This window comes from Marinitoga sp. 1154 (assembly GCF_013363285.1).
GTDB lineage: Bacteria > Thermotogota > Thermotogae > Petrotogales > Petrotogaceae > Marinitoga.
In genome coordinates, this window is record NZ_LBFB01000002.1 from 24714 (window position 1) to 41559 (window position 16846).

Sequence of the window (16846 nt, forward strand, 5' to 3'; positions counted from 1 at the left end):
ATTATCCCCTCCATTTTTTGATAAAATCCCCTAAACTTTTTAAACCAAAATTATTAATAAAAACTAAAAACAGTTTTGCCGTCATTAATGCATCTTCATATGCCCTATGAGATTTACCTATATAAATATGAAATCTTTTTGATAAAGATTCTAATGAATATGGACCTTTTTCTAATAATGCTTTGGCTATTTCTAATGTATCTATATAATAATTTTCAACTGGTAATATTCCACTTTCTTTAGCAGCTACATCTAAAAATAACATATCCATTTTTGCATTATGTGAAACAAGTATTGTATTTGAAATATACTCTTTAAATTTAGGAAAAACTTCTATAATTGTTGGTGCGTTTTCTATATCTTTATTATTTAATTTATGAAATTGGGAACCTTCGACAGGTATTTTTATTTTTGGATTAACTAATGTATGAAACTCATATTTTCTTTTTATTTTACCATTATATATAGGAATAGCTGCTATTTCGATAATTCTGTCTCCTAAATCTGGTTTTAATCCGGTAGTTTCCAGATCAAATGAGACAAAAACTTGTGTTTCAAGATTATACATATTAATACCTCCTACATTTTAAGTATAGCATAATTTTTCAAAAGATTCAATTTTAGTTTCAAATAGTTATTAATTTGAATAACATTAGGTTAATTTTTTTCAGATAATCTATTTTTCTGGTATAATACTATAGTGAAAATTCCGCTCTTATTTAGGGGCCAAAATTGTCCGAGGAGGTGTAGTAATGAAGGAAAGGATTTATGAAGTGATGTTTATTGTTTCTCCAGAATTATCTGAAGAAAACAGAAACAACGAAGTTGAAAAGGTTAAAAACTGGATTGAAGAAAAAGTAGGTGGAGAAATTCAACACTGGGAAAGATGGGGTATGAGAAAACTAGCTTATAGAACCCATCAAGGATATACAGAAGGAGATTATACCTGGGGAATATTTAAGGCTACTCCTGACAAAGTTAATGCATTAGATGGCTTGTTTAGAATTAACAGTCAAAACACTTTCAGATGGCAAGTTTTTAGAAGAGAAGATTTAGAAAAAGCTGAAAAAATCAAACAGAAAAAAGTCGAAGAAAATAAAGAAGTTGTCGTTGAAGAACCAGTAAATTCTGAAGAATGATAGGGATGAAATTATGAGTTATTCATTTAATAGGGTTATATTAGTTGGTCGATTAACTCGTGATCCAGAAGTACGTATGACTACTTCAGGTGATAAAGTTGCTAATTTTACTTTAGCTGTTGACCGTCCAAATTGGAATAACGATTTTAATGGTCAAAAGACTGATTTTATCAGAATTGTTGTATTTGGAAAAAAAGCAGAATTTGCTGAAAATTATTTAAAAAAAGGTGTTTTGATCCTTGTTGAAGGCGCTCTAAGGGTTAATAGCTGGAGAGACCAAAACAATAATTATAGAGAAAGAACAGAAGTTTCAGCAACGAATATACAATTTATGGAATCAAAAGCCAGTAGAGATGCTTATATAACAGATAATTTTGAGAACAATTCAAAAATAGAAGTGATTGAACCGACTATTGATGAAGTTTCTGATGATATCGGAGAATTCTCAGATGAGAAATTTCCTGAATTTTTTCCTATCGATGATGATAGTATAGATGATGATACCCCGCCAAATTTTTAGGAGGTGAATATAGTGGCATTTAATAGAAGACCAAGAAGAGTAAAAAAATGTAAATTGTGTTCAATGAAAGTTGAATATATAGATTATAAAAATACAGATTTATTAAAAGATTTTATAAACGAGAAAGGAAAAATTATTCCTAAGAGATTAAATGGTAATTGCTCTAAGCACCAGAGAATGGTTAAAACTGCGATAAAAAGAGCAAGACAAATGGCATTATTACCTTTCATAAATGATTAATAGGAGGCATAGCCTCCTTTTTTTCTATTAAAAAATTTAAAACATTTATGATATACTTATAATTAGAAGAAATTGGAGGTTGATAAAATGAAAGTTATGTTATTAAAAGATGTTGCTAAAGTTGGTAAAAAAGGTGAGATTGTAAAAGTATCTGATGGCTATGGTAGAAATTATTTAATTCCTCGAAAATTAGCCGTTGAAGCTAAAGAAGGAGAAATAAAACACGTTAAAAAGATTCAGGAAATAAAAAATGAAGTAAAACAAAAAAGGAAAGAAAAAAACGAAAAATTATTAAAGCAGTTACAGGAAAGAGTTTATAAAATTAAGATAAAATCCGGTTCTAATGGTAAATTGTTTGGTTCTATTACTGCGAATGATATAGCAAAATTAATAAAAGAATCTACAAATATAGATTTTGATAAAAGATGGTTCGCTGAAAAAGTTAATATTAAAGAAATTGGTTTATATACTTTGAAAATTAAATTACCTGAAGGAGTTAAAGGAGATATAAAATTAAAAGTTGAACCTTTAGAATAATGATTTAAATAATGGATGGTGAATATTTTGGAATTTATAATTCGTTCAAAAGCTTTATACAGCACATGGATTTACTATAAACCAGATAGATTGTTATTCGATGTTGGAGAAGGTATAAGCGCATCATTGGGAAACAAGATTTATAGCATAGAAAAAATCTTTATTTCACATTCTCATGTTGATCATATAGCTGGTTTATGGGGATTCATAAATACCCGTAATAATGCAATGGGAAGCCGTGAAAAAAATCTTGAAATATACTATCCAAAAGGCTCAAAAAATATTGAAGAATATTTAAATTTTATAAAAAGTATGAATAAATATCTACGATTTAAACTAATCACAAAACCTTTAGAACATGAAGATGTTGTAGAACTAAAAAACAAGAGATTTTTAAAAGTTTTTAAAACACGTCATACACCCGGAGAAAAATCATTAGGTTTTCAAATATTAGAAAAAAGAAAAAAATTAAAATCCATTTATTCCAATTTAAGCGGGGAAAATATAAAGGAATTAATAGCTAAATTCGGAAAAGACCATATACTGGAAAATTATATAAAAAAAATTTTAACAATTAGCGGGGATTCTTTGCCTATTTCACCAGATATTATCGGTGATTCGGATACTTTAGTTCATGAATGTACTTTTATAAAAGAGTCAGATAGAAAAATTAGAAATCATACATCTTTAAATGAAATAAAAGAATTACTGAATTTCATACATCCAAAAAGAGTTATATTATACCACGTTTCTAGCAGATATAATAGATTAATAAATAAAGTTAAAACAGAATTATCTGAAGAGTTTAAAGATATTAAATTTTTTATAGTTCATCCAGAAGAAATTTCTATTATATAAATTTACACGAAAAAAGGGGGGGGATTATGGTTGAATGGCAATTCTGGATAATATTAGGAATAATATTCATTGTGCTTGAAATTATCACACCAACTTTTTTCTTCTTTTGGTTTGGTTTAAGTTCATTTATTACCGCCATTTTCGGACTATTCATTTCAAACAAAATAATTAACTCAGTTATATTCATAATATTTTCTACTATATTATGGTTATTTTCAAGAAAAATTGTAAAAAAGTGGAGCAATCCTTTGCAAAATAAAAATTTTCATTTAGATGAATTAATAGGAAAAACGGGACTGGCTCTTTCTGATTTTGACAAAAATAATTCTGGAATAGTTAAAGTCTTTAGTGAACAATGGAGCGCATATTCTGAAGAAGGAGAAATAAAAAAAGGAGATAAAGTGATAGTATTAAAAAGAGAATCAAATATGTTAATTGTAAAGAAAATACTGTAAAGAGGGGGGAAACTATGTATTTAGTGGGAATTATTACTATTTTTGTGATTTTCTTAGCAGCTACAAGTTTAAAAATTATTAGGCCATATGAAAAAGGATTAATTGAAAGGTTAGGGAAATTCCATAGAGAAGCTCAACCAGGATTACAATTTATTGTCCCTTTTCTGGATAGGATGATAAAAATTGATATGCGAGAGCATGTAATCGATGTTCCACCACAGGAAGTCATAACAAAAGATAATGTTATTGTAACAGTAGATGCTGTTATTTATTATGAAATCACAGAAGCATTTAGAGTTATATATAATGTAAATAATTTTGAAATAGCTGCAATAAAATTGGCTCAAACAAATTTAAGAAATGTTATAGGTGAATTAGAATTAGATCAAACCTTAACCTCCAGAGAAATGATTAACACAAAATTAAGAGAAGTATTAGATGAAGCAACTGATAAATGGGGAGTAAAGGTTACAAGAGTAGAAATAAAAAAGATAGATCCTCCTAATGATATAATGGAGGCTATGAGCAAACAAATGAAAGCTGAAAGAATGAAAAGGGCATCTATTTTAGAAGCTGAAGGATATAAACAGGCCGCCATTTTAAGAGCTGAAGGGGATAAAAGATCTGCTATTTTAAAAGCTGAGGGGCAAGCAGAATCTGTTAAAAGGGTAGCAGAAGCTCAGAAGTATAAATACGAGGTTGAAGCAGAAGGTCAAGCTCATGCTATTATCAATGTATTTAATGCAATACATGAAGGAAAACCTACTCAGGATTTGTTAAGAGTAAAATATCTGGAAGCATTAAAAGAAATGGCAAATGGAAAAGCATCGAAAATGTTTATTCCTTATGATATTATAGGCGTTTTAGGATCTGTAGCAACTTTGGTTGAAGCAAAATCTATTAAAGAAGATATGATGGATAAGAATGAAAGGAAGGAGAAATAATTTAATGTTTTATCTTTGGTATTTGCTATTTGAATGTTTTATAGCTTCTTTTCTAGCATTTTTTATAGCTCAATATTATATTATTACAAATAAAAAATTCCCTTATATATTTGAACTAATGAATATTTATAATTTCATAGCATCGATACTATTTATAAAAATTTTAAGCATAGAATATATAAAATTTGCCAACTTTTTGTTATTTATAATTTTAATTCTATTTTATGTAAGATCCTATTTGACTGCAAAGGATAAATTTGATAGTAGATTTAGATCAATGATTCTTTCATTTGGCTATACAAGAGAAACATATTTTTATAAATTTTTAATGAAAAGAATTTTATTACGTGGTTTAGAAGGTTTTTCCTTTTCTATAGCGCTGGTTTTATTGGTGAATAAAATTCCATTTTGGCTTAATTTCAAAAATAATTTCGATGAATTTTTATACGTTTTAATATTTTTAATAGGAGCAGGAATAGTAAAGGCTACTAATTTTGGGAAAATTTCAAGAACATAAAAAACGGCCAAATCTGGCCGTTTTTTATTATTCCCTTTCCACCTTATACCATTTTTTTTCTTTTTTTAAGTTTAAAAATGAATTTAACAAAACTATGTATTCGAAAATAAGCATAAATGGTGTTGTGATAAAAATATTGACGATAAGTCTAATAATATTACTATTTTTTTTAAAGGATAAAAATGCACTTCCTAAACTTATTCCCCATATAATTACAATAAAATTTTTTAATAAATAAAAACCTAATTTTATATTTTTTAAAAATACCCAAATTGATATTAGAGGAAAAAATAATAACATTCCTACCAATATATTTATAAATATAATATTAAAATCTTTATATTTTAATGCTTTTATTAGCTCTTCAATACCGCCAATATACCATCTTTTATGTTGATAAAATAAATCTTTAAAATTATTTACATATTGTATTTTTGTCTTTGGAGATATAACAAAAATTTGATTAATTTTCATTTGATTTAACTTTATTGCCAGATGAACATCATCCACTAACGTTTCTTCGTCAAGTGGGAGAACTTTATCCAATATTACTTTTCTTATAAAAACCCCATTTCCCATAAAAACAGCTTTTGAAAACAAATTTGAATATAAAATATTTCTGCTGAATTCGAAATATATTTCCTGATAATCATATATTATTTTTTCTTTATGATTATATGCTTCAAAATCCACATATATCATATTTATTTTATTATTATAAAAATATTTTACATGTTCTTCTAAAAAATCTTCATCTACAATTGTATCCGCATCTAAAAATAATACGATATCTCCAGATATATATTTATATGCCTCATTAATAGACTGCGGTTTTCCCTTTTTCCCCATTTTTTTTAAAATTTTCAAATTACTATATTTTTTCTCTAATTCTCGAAGTATTTTATACGTACTATCTTCAGAATTATCATCTAATACTATAATTTCAAAATTTTTATACGTATTTTTTTCAAGACTTTCAATACTTTTTTTTATAACTTTTTCTTCGTTAAAAGTAGGTATAATGATAGATATTTTTAAATCATTATCAGCTGTATTTAAAATATTTTTTTTACTAATAAAAGTCCTATACAGGTTTAAATATTTACCCATTAATTGAAATATCATCGAAAAAACTATAGAAAAAAATAAAATATCCATTTTTTCTCTCCTCAATAAAAAATGGTGGGTGCTGCAGGGATTGAACCTGCGACCTCTTCCGCGTCAAGGAAGCGCTCTCCCACTGAGCTAAGCACCCACTACCTGAGATATTTTATCATAAAAATTATTTTTTGTCAATATTATAGAAGATTTTTATATACTTCTATTATTTTTTTTACAGAAACTTCTATTGAATAATTCTCATTTACAAAATTTATCGCATTTTTAGACAATATATTGTATAATTCCTTATTTCTAATTACGTTTAAAATTTTATGGACAAATTCGTCTTCATTTAATTCAGTTAGCATAATGCCACCAGCATTTTCATGATTTAAAAGATCATATACTCCCATTTTCCCTAAAGCAACAACTGGAGTTCCAGCTGCCATTGATTCTAATACCACAAGTCCCTGTGTTTCTGTATATGAAGCAAAAATAAATAATTCTGCCTGCTTATATGCATCTAATACTTTTTCTCTGGGTTGCCCTCCAGCAAATATTACATTTTCATGTAAATCTAAATCTATAACTAATTCTTCTAATTTATTTCTCTCTATACCGTCTCCAATAATGACAAATCTTATATTTCTTTCTTCATGAAACACCTTGTGAAATACTCTTATTAAAAAATCTATATTCTTTTCTGGCCCTAATCTTCCAACAAATAATAATATTTTTTCTTCTGGCGAAATACCAAATTCTTCCCTGATATTCCACTTTATTTCTTCATTAAATTTTTTTGTGTCTATCCCAGTAGGAATTACAATAATATGATCATCTGGTACTCCGTAACTAACAAGAAGATCTTTTATATTTTTTGTTGGGGATATGACTTTATCCAATTTTAAACACCAATTTTTTATCATTCTTTGAGTTTGTTTTAACGTTGGTCTAATAATTAAAGGTAAATAATTTCTATAATATTCATACATCGTATGATGTGTGCCTACATGTTTTATCTTCAATAATTTTGACAAAAATTCTGCAAAAATCCCCATAGAAAAGGGGTCCTGAGAATGTATTATATCTAAATTTAAATCCTTAATTTTAAAAATATCTGTAGATATAGGCAATGCAATTCTTTGCTCTTTTTCAAATAAAAATTTTATAGCAGGAAATTCAAATACATTCTTTTCATTCCTTTTATAACTTCTTGAATATTTTGGTACAAATAAATATACATTATGCCCCAATTTTTCCATTTCTTCTTTATATAATTTAACCGCTGTTGAAACTCCATTTTTTTGTGGAAAATACACATCTGAAAATATTCCTATATTCATTTATTCCACTCCTTATATCCAAAAATAGTTTTATCAGACATCTTTTAAAAAAGCTTTAACAAAAACTCGCATCATAATTCCTAATATTATTTGCATATAATATGTTGCAAATCTCCAACCTATTATAGCTAAAAATACTCCGTTTTGAATTTTTAATATGGAAGAAAAAATTAACTGATATGATGCTTCAATTGTTCCACTGGCACCAGGTGTAGGTATATAGTATACTACCATGTTCAATAACATCATACTACCAAATACAATAAAAAAATTATCAACATTATTACTCAAATTCGCATATTTTACAAATAAATAAAAAAGAGAATAAGCCTGTAAAGATAGAACAAGCAAGTTTAAAAAAATATCTAAAAACATTATGTGTGTTTTTTCATTCCAGAGAAATGCTATACTTTTTTTCAAATTATTTGACCATTTTATATATTTATTTTTCAGTTTATTAATTTTTTTTAATTTTAAAAAGTTTAAGATCTGCATTATAATATCAGAGTTAATAAAAACCACCAAAATTATAATAGTTATTAATGAAGAAATAAACAGTCCCAGATTAATTAATGCTGATTCAACACCTGTACCATTAAGAGAACTTATAACTTTTTTATAAGATATAAAAGCTATTATCAAATTCAAAAACATTGCTGTAATGAATCGGGAAACAACTATATTAGTAGAATGTTCTATATCCAATCCATGTTTATTTAAATGATAAATTTGATACGGTTGTCCTCCAGCTGCAAAAGGTGTTATTGAAGAAAAAAATAATCCCATTACATTGTTATAAAATAAGGAAAAAAAATTTATTTTTCCTCCAAATTGCTTTATAATTATTGAATATCTAATAGAATCAACTATGTATCCCATAAAATATATAAAAAAAACTATAATAATATCATTTAAATCTATTCTTTGTATTTCTTTCAAAATATTTGTTTTATAAAATTTTTCAATAAATATTATAACAAATATCCCTATAATAATAGAGGAAATAACTCCTATTGCATTCTTATACTCTTTTTTCATAAATATCACCATATATTTTTTTCAATTTAATTCCAATATTTTTTAAATCTCTTTCAATTGCAACTTTTCTTCCATTATCTATCATTGCTTTCACATCTATCTTTTTATTTATTATCAAATCTATATTTTTTATAAAATCGTCAAAAGTCCTTGATTTTAAACAATTTTTTTTATGAATCAACCAATTTTTATATACTGGAATATCTCTTATTATTAAAGGTGTTTGTGAAGCTAATGCTTCTAATACAACAATACCTTCATTTTCTTCATAACTTGGAAATAAAAAAAGTTTAGCTTCACAAAAAGCTGCTAATAATAATTCCTCCTCTACATATCCTGGAAATTTTAAATTTTTTAATTCTTGTTTTAATATCTTTCTTATTTTTTTAGGAATTATATTTATTTTAGCTCCCAACCATACAAAATCATATTGTGGAAGTGTCTTAGCTAATCTATGAAAATCTAAAATCCCTTTTCTTTCAAAAGGCAATCCTACTGATATTATTAATGGTTTCTTTATATTAAAATATTTTCTAAACTTTTCACTATTATAATTTTTACAATTAAATTTCTTTATATCAACACCGTTTGAAACAACCATAACTTTGTTTTTTATTCCATAAGATAAAATTAATTCTTTTGTATATTCTGACGGTGAAATTAATAAATCTGCTTTTGAATACATCCTAATAAGTCTTTTTTTTATAAAAGGTGCAAAAAGATTGCTAAACATAAAGCTATTCTTAAAATCCTCATAAGTTGTGTGTGTATGGACTATTACCGGTTTTTTATTTTTTTTTGACTCATCCAATATTCTCTCACTTAAAGGACCTATAGTATTGATATGAGCTATATCATAATAATCTTTAGGATTTAAGGTAAATTCAACCCCAGCTAATTTTAATGCTTCAATCTGATGTTCTAACGCTTTACCAACACCTGATTTTTTAAATAAGCTTTTACTTTCAGAATATAATAATATTTTCAAATTATTCCCTCCTATAAAAACTTCAAAGTACCATCTGCTCTTAATGTCGCAATGTTGGATTTAAATAAATATTCTATTAATTCATTGTCTTTTTTATCAGAAATCCTGAACAATTCCTTAATCTCTTCTATTTTCAACTGAGATTTATTCAATGTATTTTTACCATATTTTTTTATCATAAAGTTTAACTTTTCTTCAAAAGATAATGGAGAAAGGAAATATCGTTCAAAATCTAAACGTTTTATCAAGTTTTTCAATAATTTCAATCCAAAACCAGGGTTCGAGAGAACCAATTCATCCAGATTATTCTTTTCAATAATTATTAATTGTAAAGGAGTAGAAGTAAATACCGTTGCTGTTCTTTGAATATCTTTAAAACATGCTATTTCTCCTACTACTTCTTCATTTGATAAAATTGCCAACAATTTTTCGCTATTATTATTAAACTTAGAAATCCTTACATTTCCTGTTAATATCATAAAAGCCCAATCTCCTTCTTCCCCTTCGTAAAACAATACAGTATTTGATGGAATTAAATAACCACTTTTTAAATATGTAATAAGAGGTTTTGTTAATGGAGAATTTGTTACGACACTTTCAAAAACCATAAAAGAAAATAATTCTCTAATAAACGGATATTTTTCTTTTAATGTTTTTTCTAAATAATATTTTTTATCTGGAGATATTAAAATCATACATAAATATTTCCATATTTCTATTTCAGCTTGAAAATATATGTCAAACCTTCTATATTGTACTTTTTTAAATTCATTTAAAGATTCTTTTATCTTGCCACTGTTAAATAACTTTCTTGCTTTAATATATATTTGAAATTGTTCATCATTGATATGATGAAATATTTTTCTTCTTGTTATTTTTAAATATTTTTTTGATAATTCTGATTTTGTAAGATTTTTATCTACTATATTCTCTTTATTACTCTTGAACGCTCCATAAATTTTATTGTTTAAAGCTATAATCTTCAAAATATATTTTTTTATTAAATGAATAATTAAATTTGAGTTAGAAAGTAAAAATTTTTCTGATAATTCCTTTTCAATTAAAACAATTCTACTATTTTCAATAACTCTTATTGATTCAAAGGATTTGGTGCCAGGAACTATAATTTCAGCACCAAATATTCCATTATTTTCTATTGAGGAATAGTTACAAAAAGTGGAAAATGTTTCTAATTTTCCTTCTTTTAATAATATTAATTCATTAACTATTTCTCCCTCATTAATAAGTATTATATCAGGAGCATATAAAATTTCTTTCATATAATCACTTCCAATTTTATTTATCTAAAATGTAATGTCCCATCAGGCCTTAATGTTGCTATTTTATAAGAAATAATTTTAGAAAAAAACTCATTTATATTTTCTTTAATACCAAATAAATTTATAAATTGATTTGGAGTTAAATGCAATTCATTTAATCTTTCAATAGAATATTTATTTATTAGCAAAGATGCTTTGTCTATCAAATTAGATTGCCCACTTAATTTTTTTTGAAAATCTACTCTCATTATAAGTGCTTTTAAGATATTTTTCCCAAGCATATAACTTTCGTTTATTAAATTTTCAAAGTTATCAGAATCAATCAAAATTATTTCTAGAGGTGTTTTAGTAAAAACTGTTGCTGTTCTTTTGATACTTTGTAGCACCGCAATTTCACCAACAATTTCTCCTTCAGTTAAAATATTCAACAAAATTTCCGTTTTTTTGTCTATAAATTTTGAAACATACACATTTCCTTTTAATATTAAAAAAGACCAATCTCCTTCTTCCCCTTCATAAAACAAGACTGTATTTGATGGAATTAAGTAACCTTTTTTAAAATATGTCTTATATACATTTTTTAAAAGTATATTATTCATTTTGCTTTTTAATATATTAAAAGAGATTAATTCATTTAAAAAATCATACTTATATTTTATTTTATCAAATAATTCTTTTGATTTTTTTTCGTCCAGATAATAAATACAGTAAATTTTCCATATATCAATCTCTGCCTTAAAATATTTATCGTTTATTTCATTTAAATTTATTTTTTCAAATATTTCCAAAGCTTCTTCAATTTCATTTTCCAATATTTTCTCTCTTGCTAGTATATAACTTTGAATAAAAGTATCATTAAAAGTATTCCAGTCATATCTATATATATGTTTGAAAAATTTTTTTGTTTTTTCATATGAATAATTTTTCTTTTCATCAGAAAATTTAAAAAATTTTGATGATATTTTTTCATTCATATTAATAAGCATATTTATTCTTTTTTCAATTGATAATTTTAACAATTCGATGTTTTTAGCTAAAAAGTCATCTGCTTCTTTTATAGTATCAAAAATTAATATTTCACTGTTTCTTATATTTTTTAAAAATTCATTGGTTTTTAATTGAAATAAAAATTCTTCTGAAAATATACCTTTATTTATGTATATTTTCCGATAATCACAAAAATATGATTGACATAATAAATCACCTTTTTTTAATACTATTAATCCTATAGGATATTCATTTTCTTCTTGAATTACTTTTTCCCCTATGAATTTTATTTTTTCCATATGCCCACCCCATATTAAATTATACCCCAATAAATTAAGAAAATCAATTCAATTAAAAAAAGCGGGAATTCCCGCTTAGCCTTTAATTATTTTAATATAAAAATTTCTGCGTCTCGGTCCATCAAATTCATAAAAATATATTCCCTGCCATGTTCCTAATAATATATCATTATTTTCAATTATTATACTTAATGATGGTCCTACTAATGTTGATTTTATATGAGAATCAGAGTTACCTTCCATATGTGTAAAATAATCTTCAGAAGGTATCAACTTATTTAAAAACAAATTCATATCTTTCTTCACCGAAGGGTCTGCATTTTCATTAATAGTTATCCCCGCCGTTGTATGAGGTACAAAAATCACTGCTATTCCTTCATTTATTTTACTTTTCTTCACAAAATCATGAATAATATGTGTAATATCTATTAATTCAACTCTTCTGGATGTATTGATAGAAAATTTTTCCAGCATTTCTCCACCCCTCATTTGAAAAATATATTGGTTACTATTGTATAACCATTTTCATCTTTGCTTATATGAACTTTAACATTTTTACCATCTATTTTGGTCTTTTTCTTAACATAATCTCTAATCATTTTTGAAACCTCATTTGCGTTAATATTAAAATTATATCTTTCAGCAACAGCAACGCTTCCCATATTCCTTGACGAAAGGGTTGATATTTTTTCTCTTCTGTTACCAACTAAATTTTGCATTCTCTTCAGAGCAACATCTCTGCTGGCTTTCTTTTTACCAAAATTAAACCAACCCATTCAAATCACCTGCCACCAAACATCTTTTGGAAAAATTTCATGAATCCCTTTTTAGAATCATCTTTTAAAAGTGCGAAATCATTTTCTATTGGATTTTCCTTTCCTGCAATTCTTTGAGCAATATTCATAAATATATTTGAAATTTTCGAATTATCTTCAAGTGTAATTGGAATCCCTTTATTTGTAGCAATAATTATTTCTTCACTGTCAGGAACAACTCCTAATAATTCGACTGCTAATCCTGTTCTTATATCTTCAGGAGAAAGCATCTCATTTTTATTTATCATATGTAATTTTACTCTATTAACTATTAATGATATATTGTCTTCTTGAAATTTTTCATTTTCTAATAAACCGATAACTCTATCTGCATCGCTTATTGCTGTTAATTCTGGGGTAGTAACTACTATCGCATGTTGAGCTGCTACTACTGCATTTTTAAATCCTCTTTCTATACCAGCTGGAGAATCCACAATAACATAATCAAAGTGTTTTGAAAGCTCACTGATAATAAATTTCATATCCTCCGGAGATATCATATCCTTATTTGCTATTTGAGATGATGCCAATAAATTCAATTTCTTTATTTGCTTATGTTTTACAACCGCTTCCACTGGGGATTTTCCACCTTTCACTACATCTAATATAGTATAAACTATTCTATTTTCAAGCCCTAAAACTAAATCCAGGTTTTTAAGTCCTATATCAGCATCAATTAAACAAACATCATACCCCATTAAAGCTAATGATGCTCCAATATTTGCAGAAATAGTAGTTTTTCCTACTCCCCCCTTTCCAGAGGTGATTACAATAACTTTACTTTTTTTCATAAATGCCCCCTCCAAAACTGTATTTAAATTTCATTACATATTATACAACATTTTTTTAAAATATCAAAATTAAAAAACCAATTAGATCGTCTAAAAAGCCTCAAATGAAACGAAGACTCGAAGATTGCCCTTACACGCTTACAGCGGGTAATTGGAAAAAATAATTTTTATTATATAATTATAAATCCTTTTCCCTTAGATTTTTTATACCTAAAAAATCTAAGCGTAAATGGAAGCCGTCAAAATTACATGGATGTAATTTTTAGCGAAACAATACACGATGTATTGTTTGAGCGACGGCTGAGAATGAATAATTTTAAGGATAATCGCTGTCTGAGTGAATTTGACTTTTTAGACATTTTAAAACCAATTAAAGAATTGTTTTTTTGGTTTTTAGTTTATTTTGTTTTTCAAATTATTTTTTATGTAAGATAAAAAAAGGTCGGTCTCAATGACCGACCTCTATGTTATTCTTCAATTGAAATAGCCTGTGTTGGACAGGAATCTGCTGCGTCCTGTGCGCAAGGTAAATCTGTTTCTGCTGTTAAGACTTCAGCTTTTCCTTCATCGTTAATTTTAAATACATCTGGACATAAATTTTCACATACTCCACATCCAATACATGCATCTTGATCCACAAATACTTTCACCCTTAACACCTCCATTTATTAAAATAACCATTCCTATTATAACTCAAAATTCAGCATTATATATTAAAAGAACTTAACAAATTACATATTTTTTACTATTTCAACTATTTTATCTACTAATTCTAATCCAACCCTTCGCTGTGCTTCTTTAGTTGTTGCGCCAATATGTGGTGTTGCCACAACCATTGGGTGATTTAGTAATTTCATCTGAACTTCTGAAACTGGTGGTTCTGTTTCAAAAACATCTAAACCTGCTCCCAACACTTTACCATTTTCCAGATATTTTAATAATGCTTCTTCGTCTACTACACCGCCTCTTGCAGCATTTATAAGAATAACATTATTTTTCATCATTTCAAATTCTTTGTCTGAAATCAAATGTCTTGTTTTTTCATTTAAAGGAACATGTAATGTTATAACATCAGCATTTTTCAATAATTCCTCCATTGATACTTGCTTTACATTATGCTCTTTTTGAATTTCTTCTGGTATCTCAAAAACATCGAAAACAAGAACTTTCATATCAAAACCAGTAACTAATTTTCTTACTAATTTTCCAATATGTCCAAAACCTACAATACCAAGAGTTTTTCCAGTTAATTCAAATCCTTTTAACGTTTTCTTTTCCCATCTTTTTTCTCTTAAAGAAACTGTTCCCGTAACTATATGTCGATAAATAGATAACATATATCCAACAACCAATTCGGCAACCGATAAAGAATTTGTTCCTGGAGTATTTATAACCTTTATATTTTTTTCTTTTGCTGTTTCAAGATCTACATTATCCAAACCCATACCAGCCCTTGCAATTAATTTCAAATTAGTTCCATTTTCTATGATATCTTTTGTAACCTTCGTTGCGCTCCTAACTACTAAAACATCAAAATCCTTAACCTTTTCTTTTAATTCTTCAGCATCAAAATGTTCTATTGTTATTTTTACTTCAGGTAATAGTTCTTTTAACTTCGTTGTTGCCTCTTCTGCTAAAGGATCGTTAATATGTATCCACATATTATACACCTTCCTTCATAAAGATTTCTTGAGCTGCTCTTACACCTGAACCCAATTCAACATCAAACCCAAATTTTTTCAATGCCATTTCCAATGCGCTAATTCCAACAATCACATCATATTTTGACATATATCCTAAGTGAGCTATTCTTATTATTTTTCCTTTCAAATGAGCCTGTCCACCAGCAAATGTTACTCCTTCTTCATCTCTTAAATATTTTAATATTTTCCCACCATCAATATTTTCAGGAACTTTTATTGAGGTTAATACATTGCCTGGATTTTTTGCAAATAATTCTAATCCCATTGCCTGCACAGCCGCTCTTGTAGCATCTGCCATTATTCTATGTCTTTCCCAAACATTTTCAATACCTTCTTCCTCAATCATTTGAACAGATTTTGCCAGTTGATATACTAAATTAACAGGTGGTGTATACGGTGAATCAGGATATTTTTTCTTATATGCTTTTAAATCAAAATAATAGTGATGATTTTTATTTTCATCAATAACCTTCCATGCTTTTTCACTTACACTAATTAAAGCTATTCCAGGAGGCATCATAAAACCTTTTTGAACGCCTGTTACTACAATATCTAACCCCCAGGAATCCATTTCTAATGGCTGAGCTAACATTCCACTAATAGCATCAACTGCAATAATAGTGTCTTTATTTTTTACTATTTCAGCTATTTCCTTTACCGGATGAACTGTACCTGTCGATGTTTCACTTAGTGTTGTAAATACAACTTTTGTATCAGGATTTTCATCCAATAATTTTTTTATTGTTTCAGGTCTAACATAATCTCCCCACTCTAAATCTATAACTATTGGTTCAATACCATAAGCATTACAAATTTCCAACCATCTTTCACCAAATTTACCTGCTACAACAACAATAGCTTTATCTCCTGGATTTAAAGTATTGGCAACTGCTGTTTCCATTGCACCCGTGCCTGAAGAAGATAATATAAATACGGGATTTTCTGTTCTAAAAATATATTTAGCCCCTTCTAAAGCAATTTTCTGAATTTCTAAATATTGTGGAGTTCTATGATGTATTGTATCTTTAGCTCCTTCTAAAAGCAGATCAATAGGAACAGGTGTTGGACCTGGTGCTAATAAATAATTTTTTCTTATCATCTTTGCCATGTTTAAACCTCCCTTGAAATTTGGTATTCTATATTTAGCATTCTATCAATGATTATACCATACTTATTTATTTTTTTAAAAACCTCTCAAAAGTAAAAAAAATTCAAAATTCCTCAAAAAATGAAAAAATTTTCATTATATTTATGTTTTTCTTAATTTTTATTATTATAGTATAATATTTAT

The 16846-nt window shown here is 26.8% G+C and carries 21 protein-coding genes and 1 tRNA gene; 8 read left to right on the forward strand and 14 right to left on the reverse strand.

Translation table 11 applies throughout. The features are described from left to right. Window position 1: 1 nt before the first annotated feature. Window positions 2-568: a PolC-type DNA polymerase III gene (locus XO12_RS01220; protein ID WP_047265089.1), complete on the reverse strand. Its 567-nt coding sequence runs from the start codon at window positions 566-568 to the stop codon at window positions 2-4. A gap of 184 nt (window positions 569-752) precedes the next feature. Here XO12_RS01220 and rpsF point away from each other — a divergent pair, with 184 nt between their 5' ends. From rpsF to XO12_RS01260, 8 genes are all read left to right on the forward strand, one after another. Further along, window positions 753-1139, forward strand: a complete 387-nt coding sequence (rpsF, locus tag XO12_RS01225; RefSeq protein ID WP_047265090.1) for a 30S ribosomal protein S6 — start codon at window positions 753-755, stop codon at window positions 1137-1139. A gap of 13 nt (window positions 1140-1152) precedes the next feature. Continuing rightward, window positions 1153-1659 (forward strand): single-stranded DNA-binding protein, encoded by a 507-nt coding sequence (locus XO12_RS01230; protein WP_047265091.1) that lies wholly within the window; start codon window positions 1153-1155, stop codon window positions 1657-1659. A 12-nt stretch (window positions 1660-1671) separates the two neighbouring features. Beyond that, on the forward strand, window positions 1672-1899 hold the full coding sequence (rpsR, locus tag XO12_RS01235; protein WP_047265092.1) for a 30S ribosomal protein S18: 228 nt from the start codon (window positions 1672-1674) through the stop codon (window positions 1897-1899). 87 nt (window positions 1900-1986) lie between these two features. Then, window positions 1987-2436 carry a 50S ribosomal protein L9 gene (rplI, locus tag XO12_RS01240; RefSeq protein ID WP_175419556.1) on the forward strand — a complete coding sequence of 150 codons (450 nt, stop codon included), beginning with the start codon at window positions 1987-1989 and terminating at the stop codon, window positions 2434-2436. An 18-nt stretch (window positions 2437-2454) separates the two neighbouring features. After that, a complete protein-coding gene (locus tag XO12_RS01245) occupies window positions 2455-3294 on the forward strand; it encodes an MBL fold metallo-hydrolase (RefSeq protein ID WP_047265099.1) in 840 nt (279 codons plus the stop codon). A gap of 26 nt (window positions 3295-3320) precedes the next feature. After that, window positions 3321-3749 (forward strand): NfeD family protein, encoded by a 429-nt coding sequence (locus tag XO12_RS01250; protein WP_175419557.1) that lies wholly within the window; start codon window positions 3321-3323, stop codon window positions 3747-3749. A gap of 14 nt (window positions 3750-3763) precedes the next feature. Next, window positions 3764-4693 carry an SPFH domain-containing protein gene (locus XO12_RS01255; RefSeq protein WP_175419558.1) on the forward strand — a complete coding sequence of 310 codons (930 nt, stop codon included), beginning with the start codon at window positions 3764-3766 and terminating at the stop codon, window positions 4691-4693. Then, entirely contained in the window at window positions 4674-5210 is a 537-nt protein-coding gene (locus XO12_RS01260; protein ID WP_047265343.1) for a hypothetical protein, read from the forward strand. Before XO12_RS01255 ends, XO12_RS01260 begins: the two co-directional genes overlap by 20 nt. Window positions 5211-5237: 27 nt before the next feature. On the opposite strand, the gene XO12_RS01265 is transcribed toward XO12_RS01260, so the two are convergent. The 13 genes from XO12_RS01265 to XO12_RS01325 all read right to left on the reverse strand — a co-directional run bounded on the left by XO12_RS01265 (window position 5238) and on the right by XO12_RS01325 (window position 16663). Continuing rightward, window positions 5238-6368, reverse strand: a complete 1131-nt coding sequence (locus XO12_RS01265; protein ID WP_047265342.1) for a glycosyltransferase family 2 protein — start codon at window positions 6366-6368, stop codon at window positions 5238-5240. Window positions 6369-6390: 22 nt separating this feature from the next. Continuing rightward, window positions 6391-6465: transfer RNA gene (locus tag XO12_RS01270), tRNA-Val, on the reverse strand. Between the two features lie 43 nt (window positions 6466-6508). After that, the gene (locus XO12_RS01275; protein ID WP_047265341.1) at window positions 6509-7654 is read right to left on the reverse strand and encodes a glycosyltransferase; all 1146 of its coding nucleotides are present in this window, start codon (window positions 7652-7654) and stop codon (window positions 6509-6511) included. A gap of 33 nt (window positions 7655-7687) precedes the next feature. Beyond that, window positions 7688-8692 (reverse strand): lysylphosphatidylglycerol synthase transmembrane domain-containing protein, encoded by a 1005-nt coding sequence (locus XO12_RS01280; RefSeq protein ID WP_047265340.1) that lies wholly within the window; start codon window positions 8690-8692, stop codon window positions 7688-7690. Then, the gene (locus XO12_RS01285; protein ID WP_047265339.1) at window positions 8676-9680 is read right to left on the reverse strand and encodes a glycosyltransferase family 4 protein; all 1005 of its coding nucleotides are present in this window, start codon (window positions 9678-9680) and stop codon (window positions 8676-8678) included. Before XO12_RS01285 ends, XO12_RS01280 begins: the two co-directional genes overlap by 17 nt. An 11-nt stretch (window positions 9681-9691) precedes the next feature. After that, window positions 9692-10960 (reverse strand): cyclic nucleotide-binding domain-containing protein, encoded by a 1269-nt coding sequence (locus XO12_RS01290; protein ID WP_047265338.1) that lies wholly within the window; start codon window positions 10958-10960, stop codon window positions 9692-9694. A gap of 20 nt (window positions 10961-10980) precedes the next feature. After that, on the reverse strand, window positions 10981-12246 hold the full coding sequence (locus XO12_RS01295) for a cyclic nucleotide-binding domain-containing protein (RefSeq protein ID WP_047265337.1): 1266 nt from the start codon (window positions 12244-12246) through the stop codon (window positions 10981-10983). A gap of 75 nt (window positions 12247-12321) precedes the next feature. Beyond that, entirely contained in the window at window positions 12322-12720 is a 399-nt protein-coding gene (locus tag XO12_RS01300) for a secondary thiamine-phosphate synthase enzyme YjbQ (RefSeq protein ID WP_047265336.1), read from the reverse strand. 11 nt (window positions 12721-12731) lie between these two features. Beyond that, complete coding sequence (locus XO12_RS01305; protein ID WP_047265335.1) at window positions 12732-13022, reverse strand: hypothetical protein; 291 nt, start codon at window positions 13020-13022, stop codon at window positions 12732-12734. Between the two features lie 5 nt (window positions 13023-13027). Then, on the reverse strand, window positions 13028-13852 hold the full coding sequence (gene minD / locus XO12_RS01310; RefSeq protein ID WP_047265334.1) for a septum site-determining protein MinD: 825 nt from the start codon (window positions 13850-13852) through the stop codon (window positions 13028-13030). Window positions 13853-14319: 467 nt separating this feature from the next. Further along, window positions 14320-14502: a ferredoxin gene (locus XO12_RS01315; protein WP_047265333.1), complete on the reverse strand. Its 183-nt coding sequence runs from the start codon at window positions 14500-14502 to the stop codon at window positions 14320-14322. An 81-nt stretch (window positions 14503-14583) separates the two neighbouring features. Next, window positions 14584-15513, reverse strand: coding sequence for a D-2-hydroxyacid dehydrogenase (locus XO12_RS01320; protein ID WP_175419559.1), 930 nt, complete (start codon window positions 15511-15513; stop codon window positions 14584-14586). Between the two features lies 1 nt (window position 15514). Next, window positions 15515-16663, reverse strand: a complete 1149-nt coding sequence (locus XO12_RS01325; protein WP_047265331.1) for an alanine--glyoxylate aminotransferase family protein — start codon at window positions 16661-16663, stop codon at window positions 15515-15517. Window positions 16664-16846 lie beyond the last annotated feature (183 nt).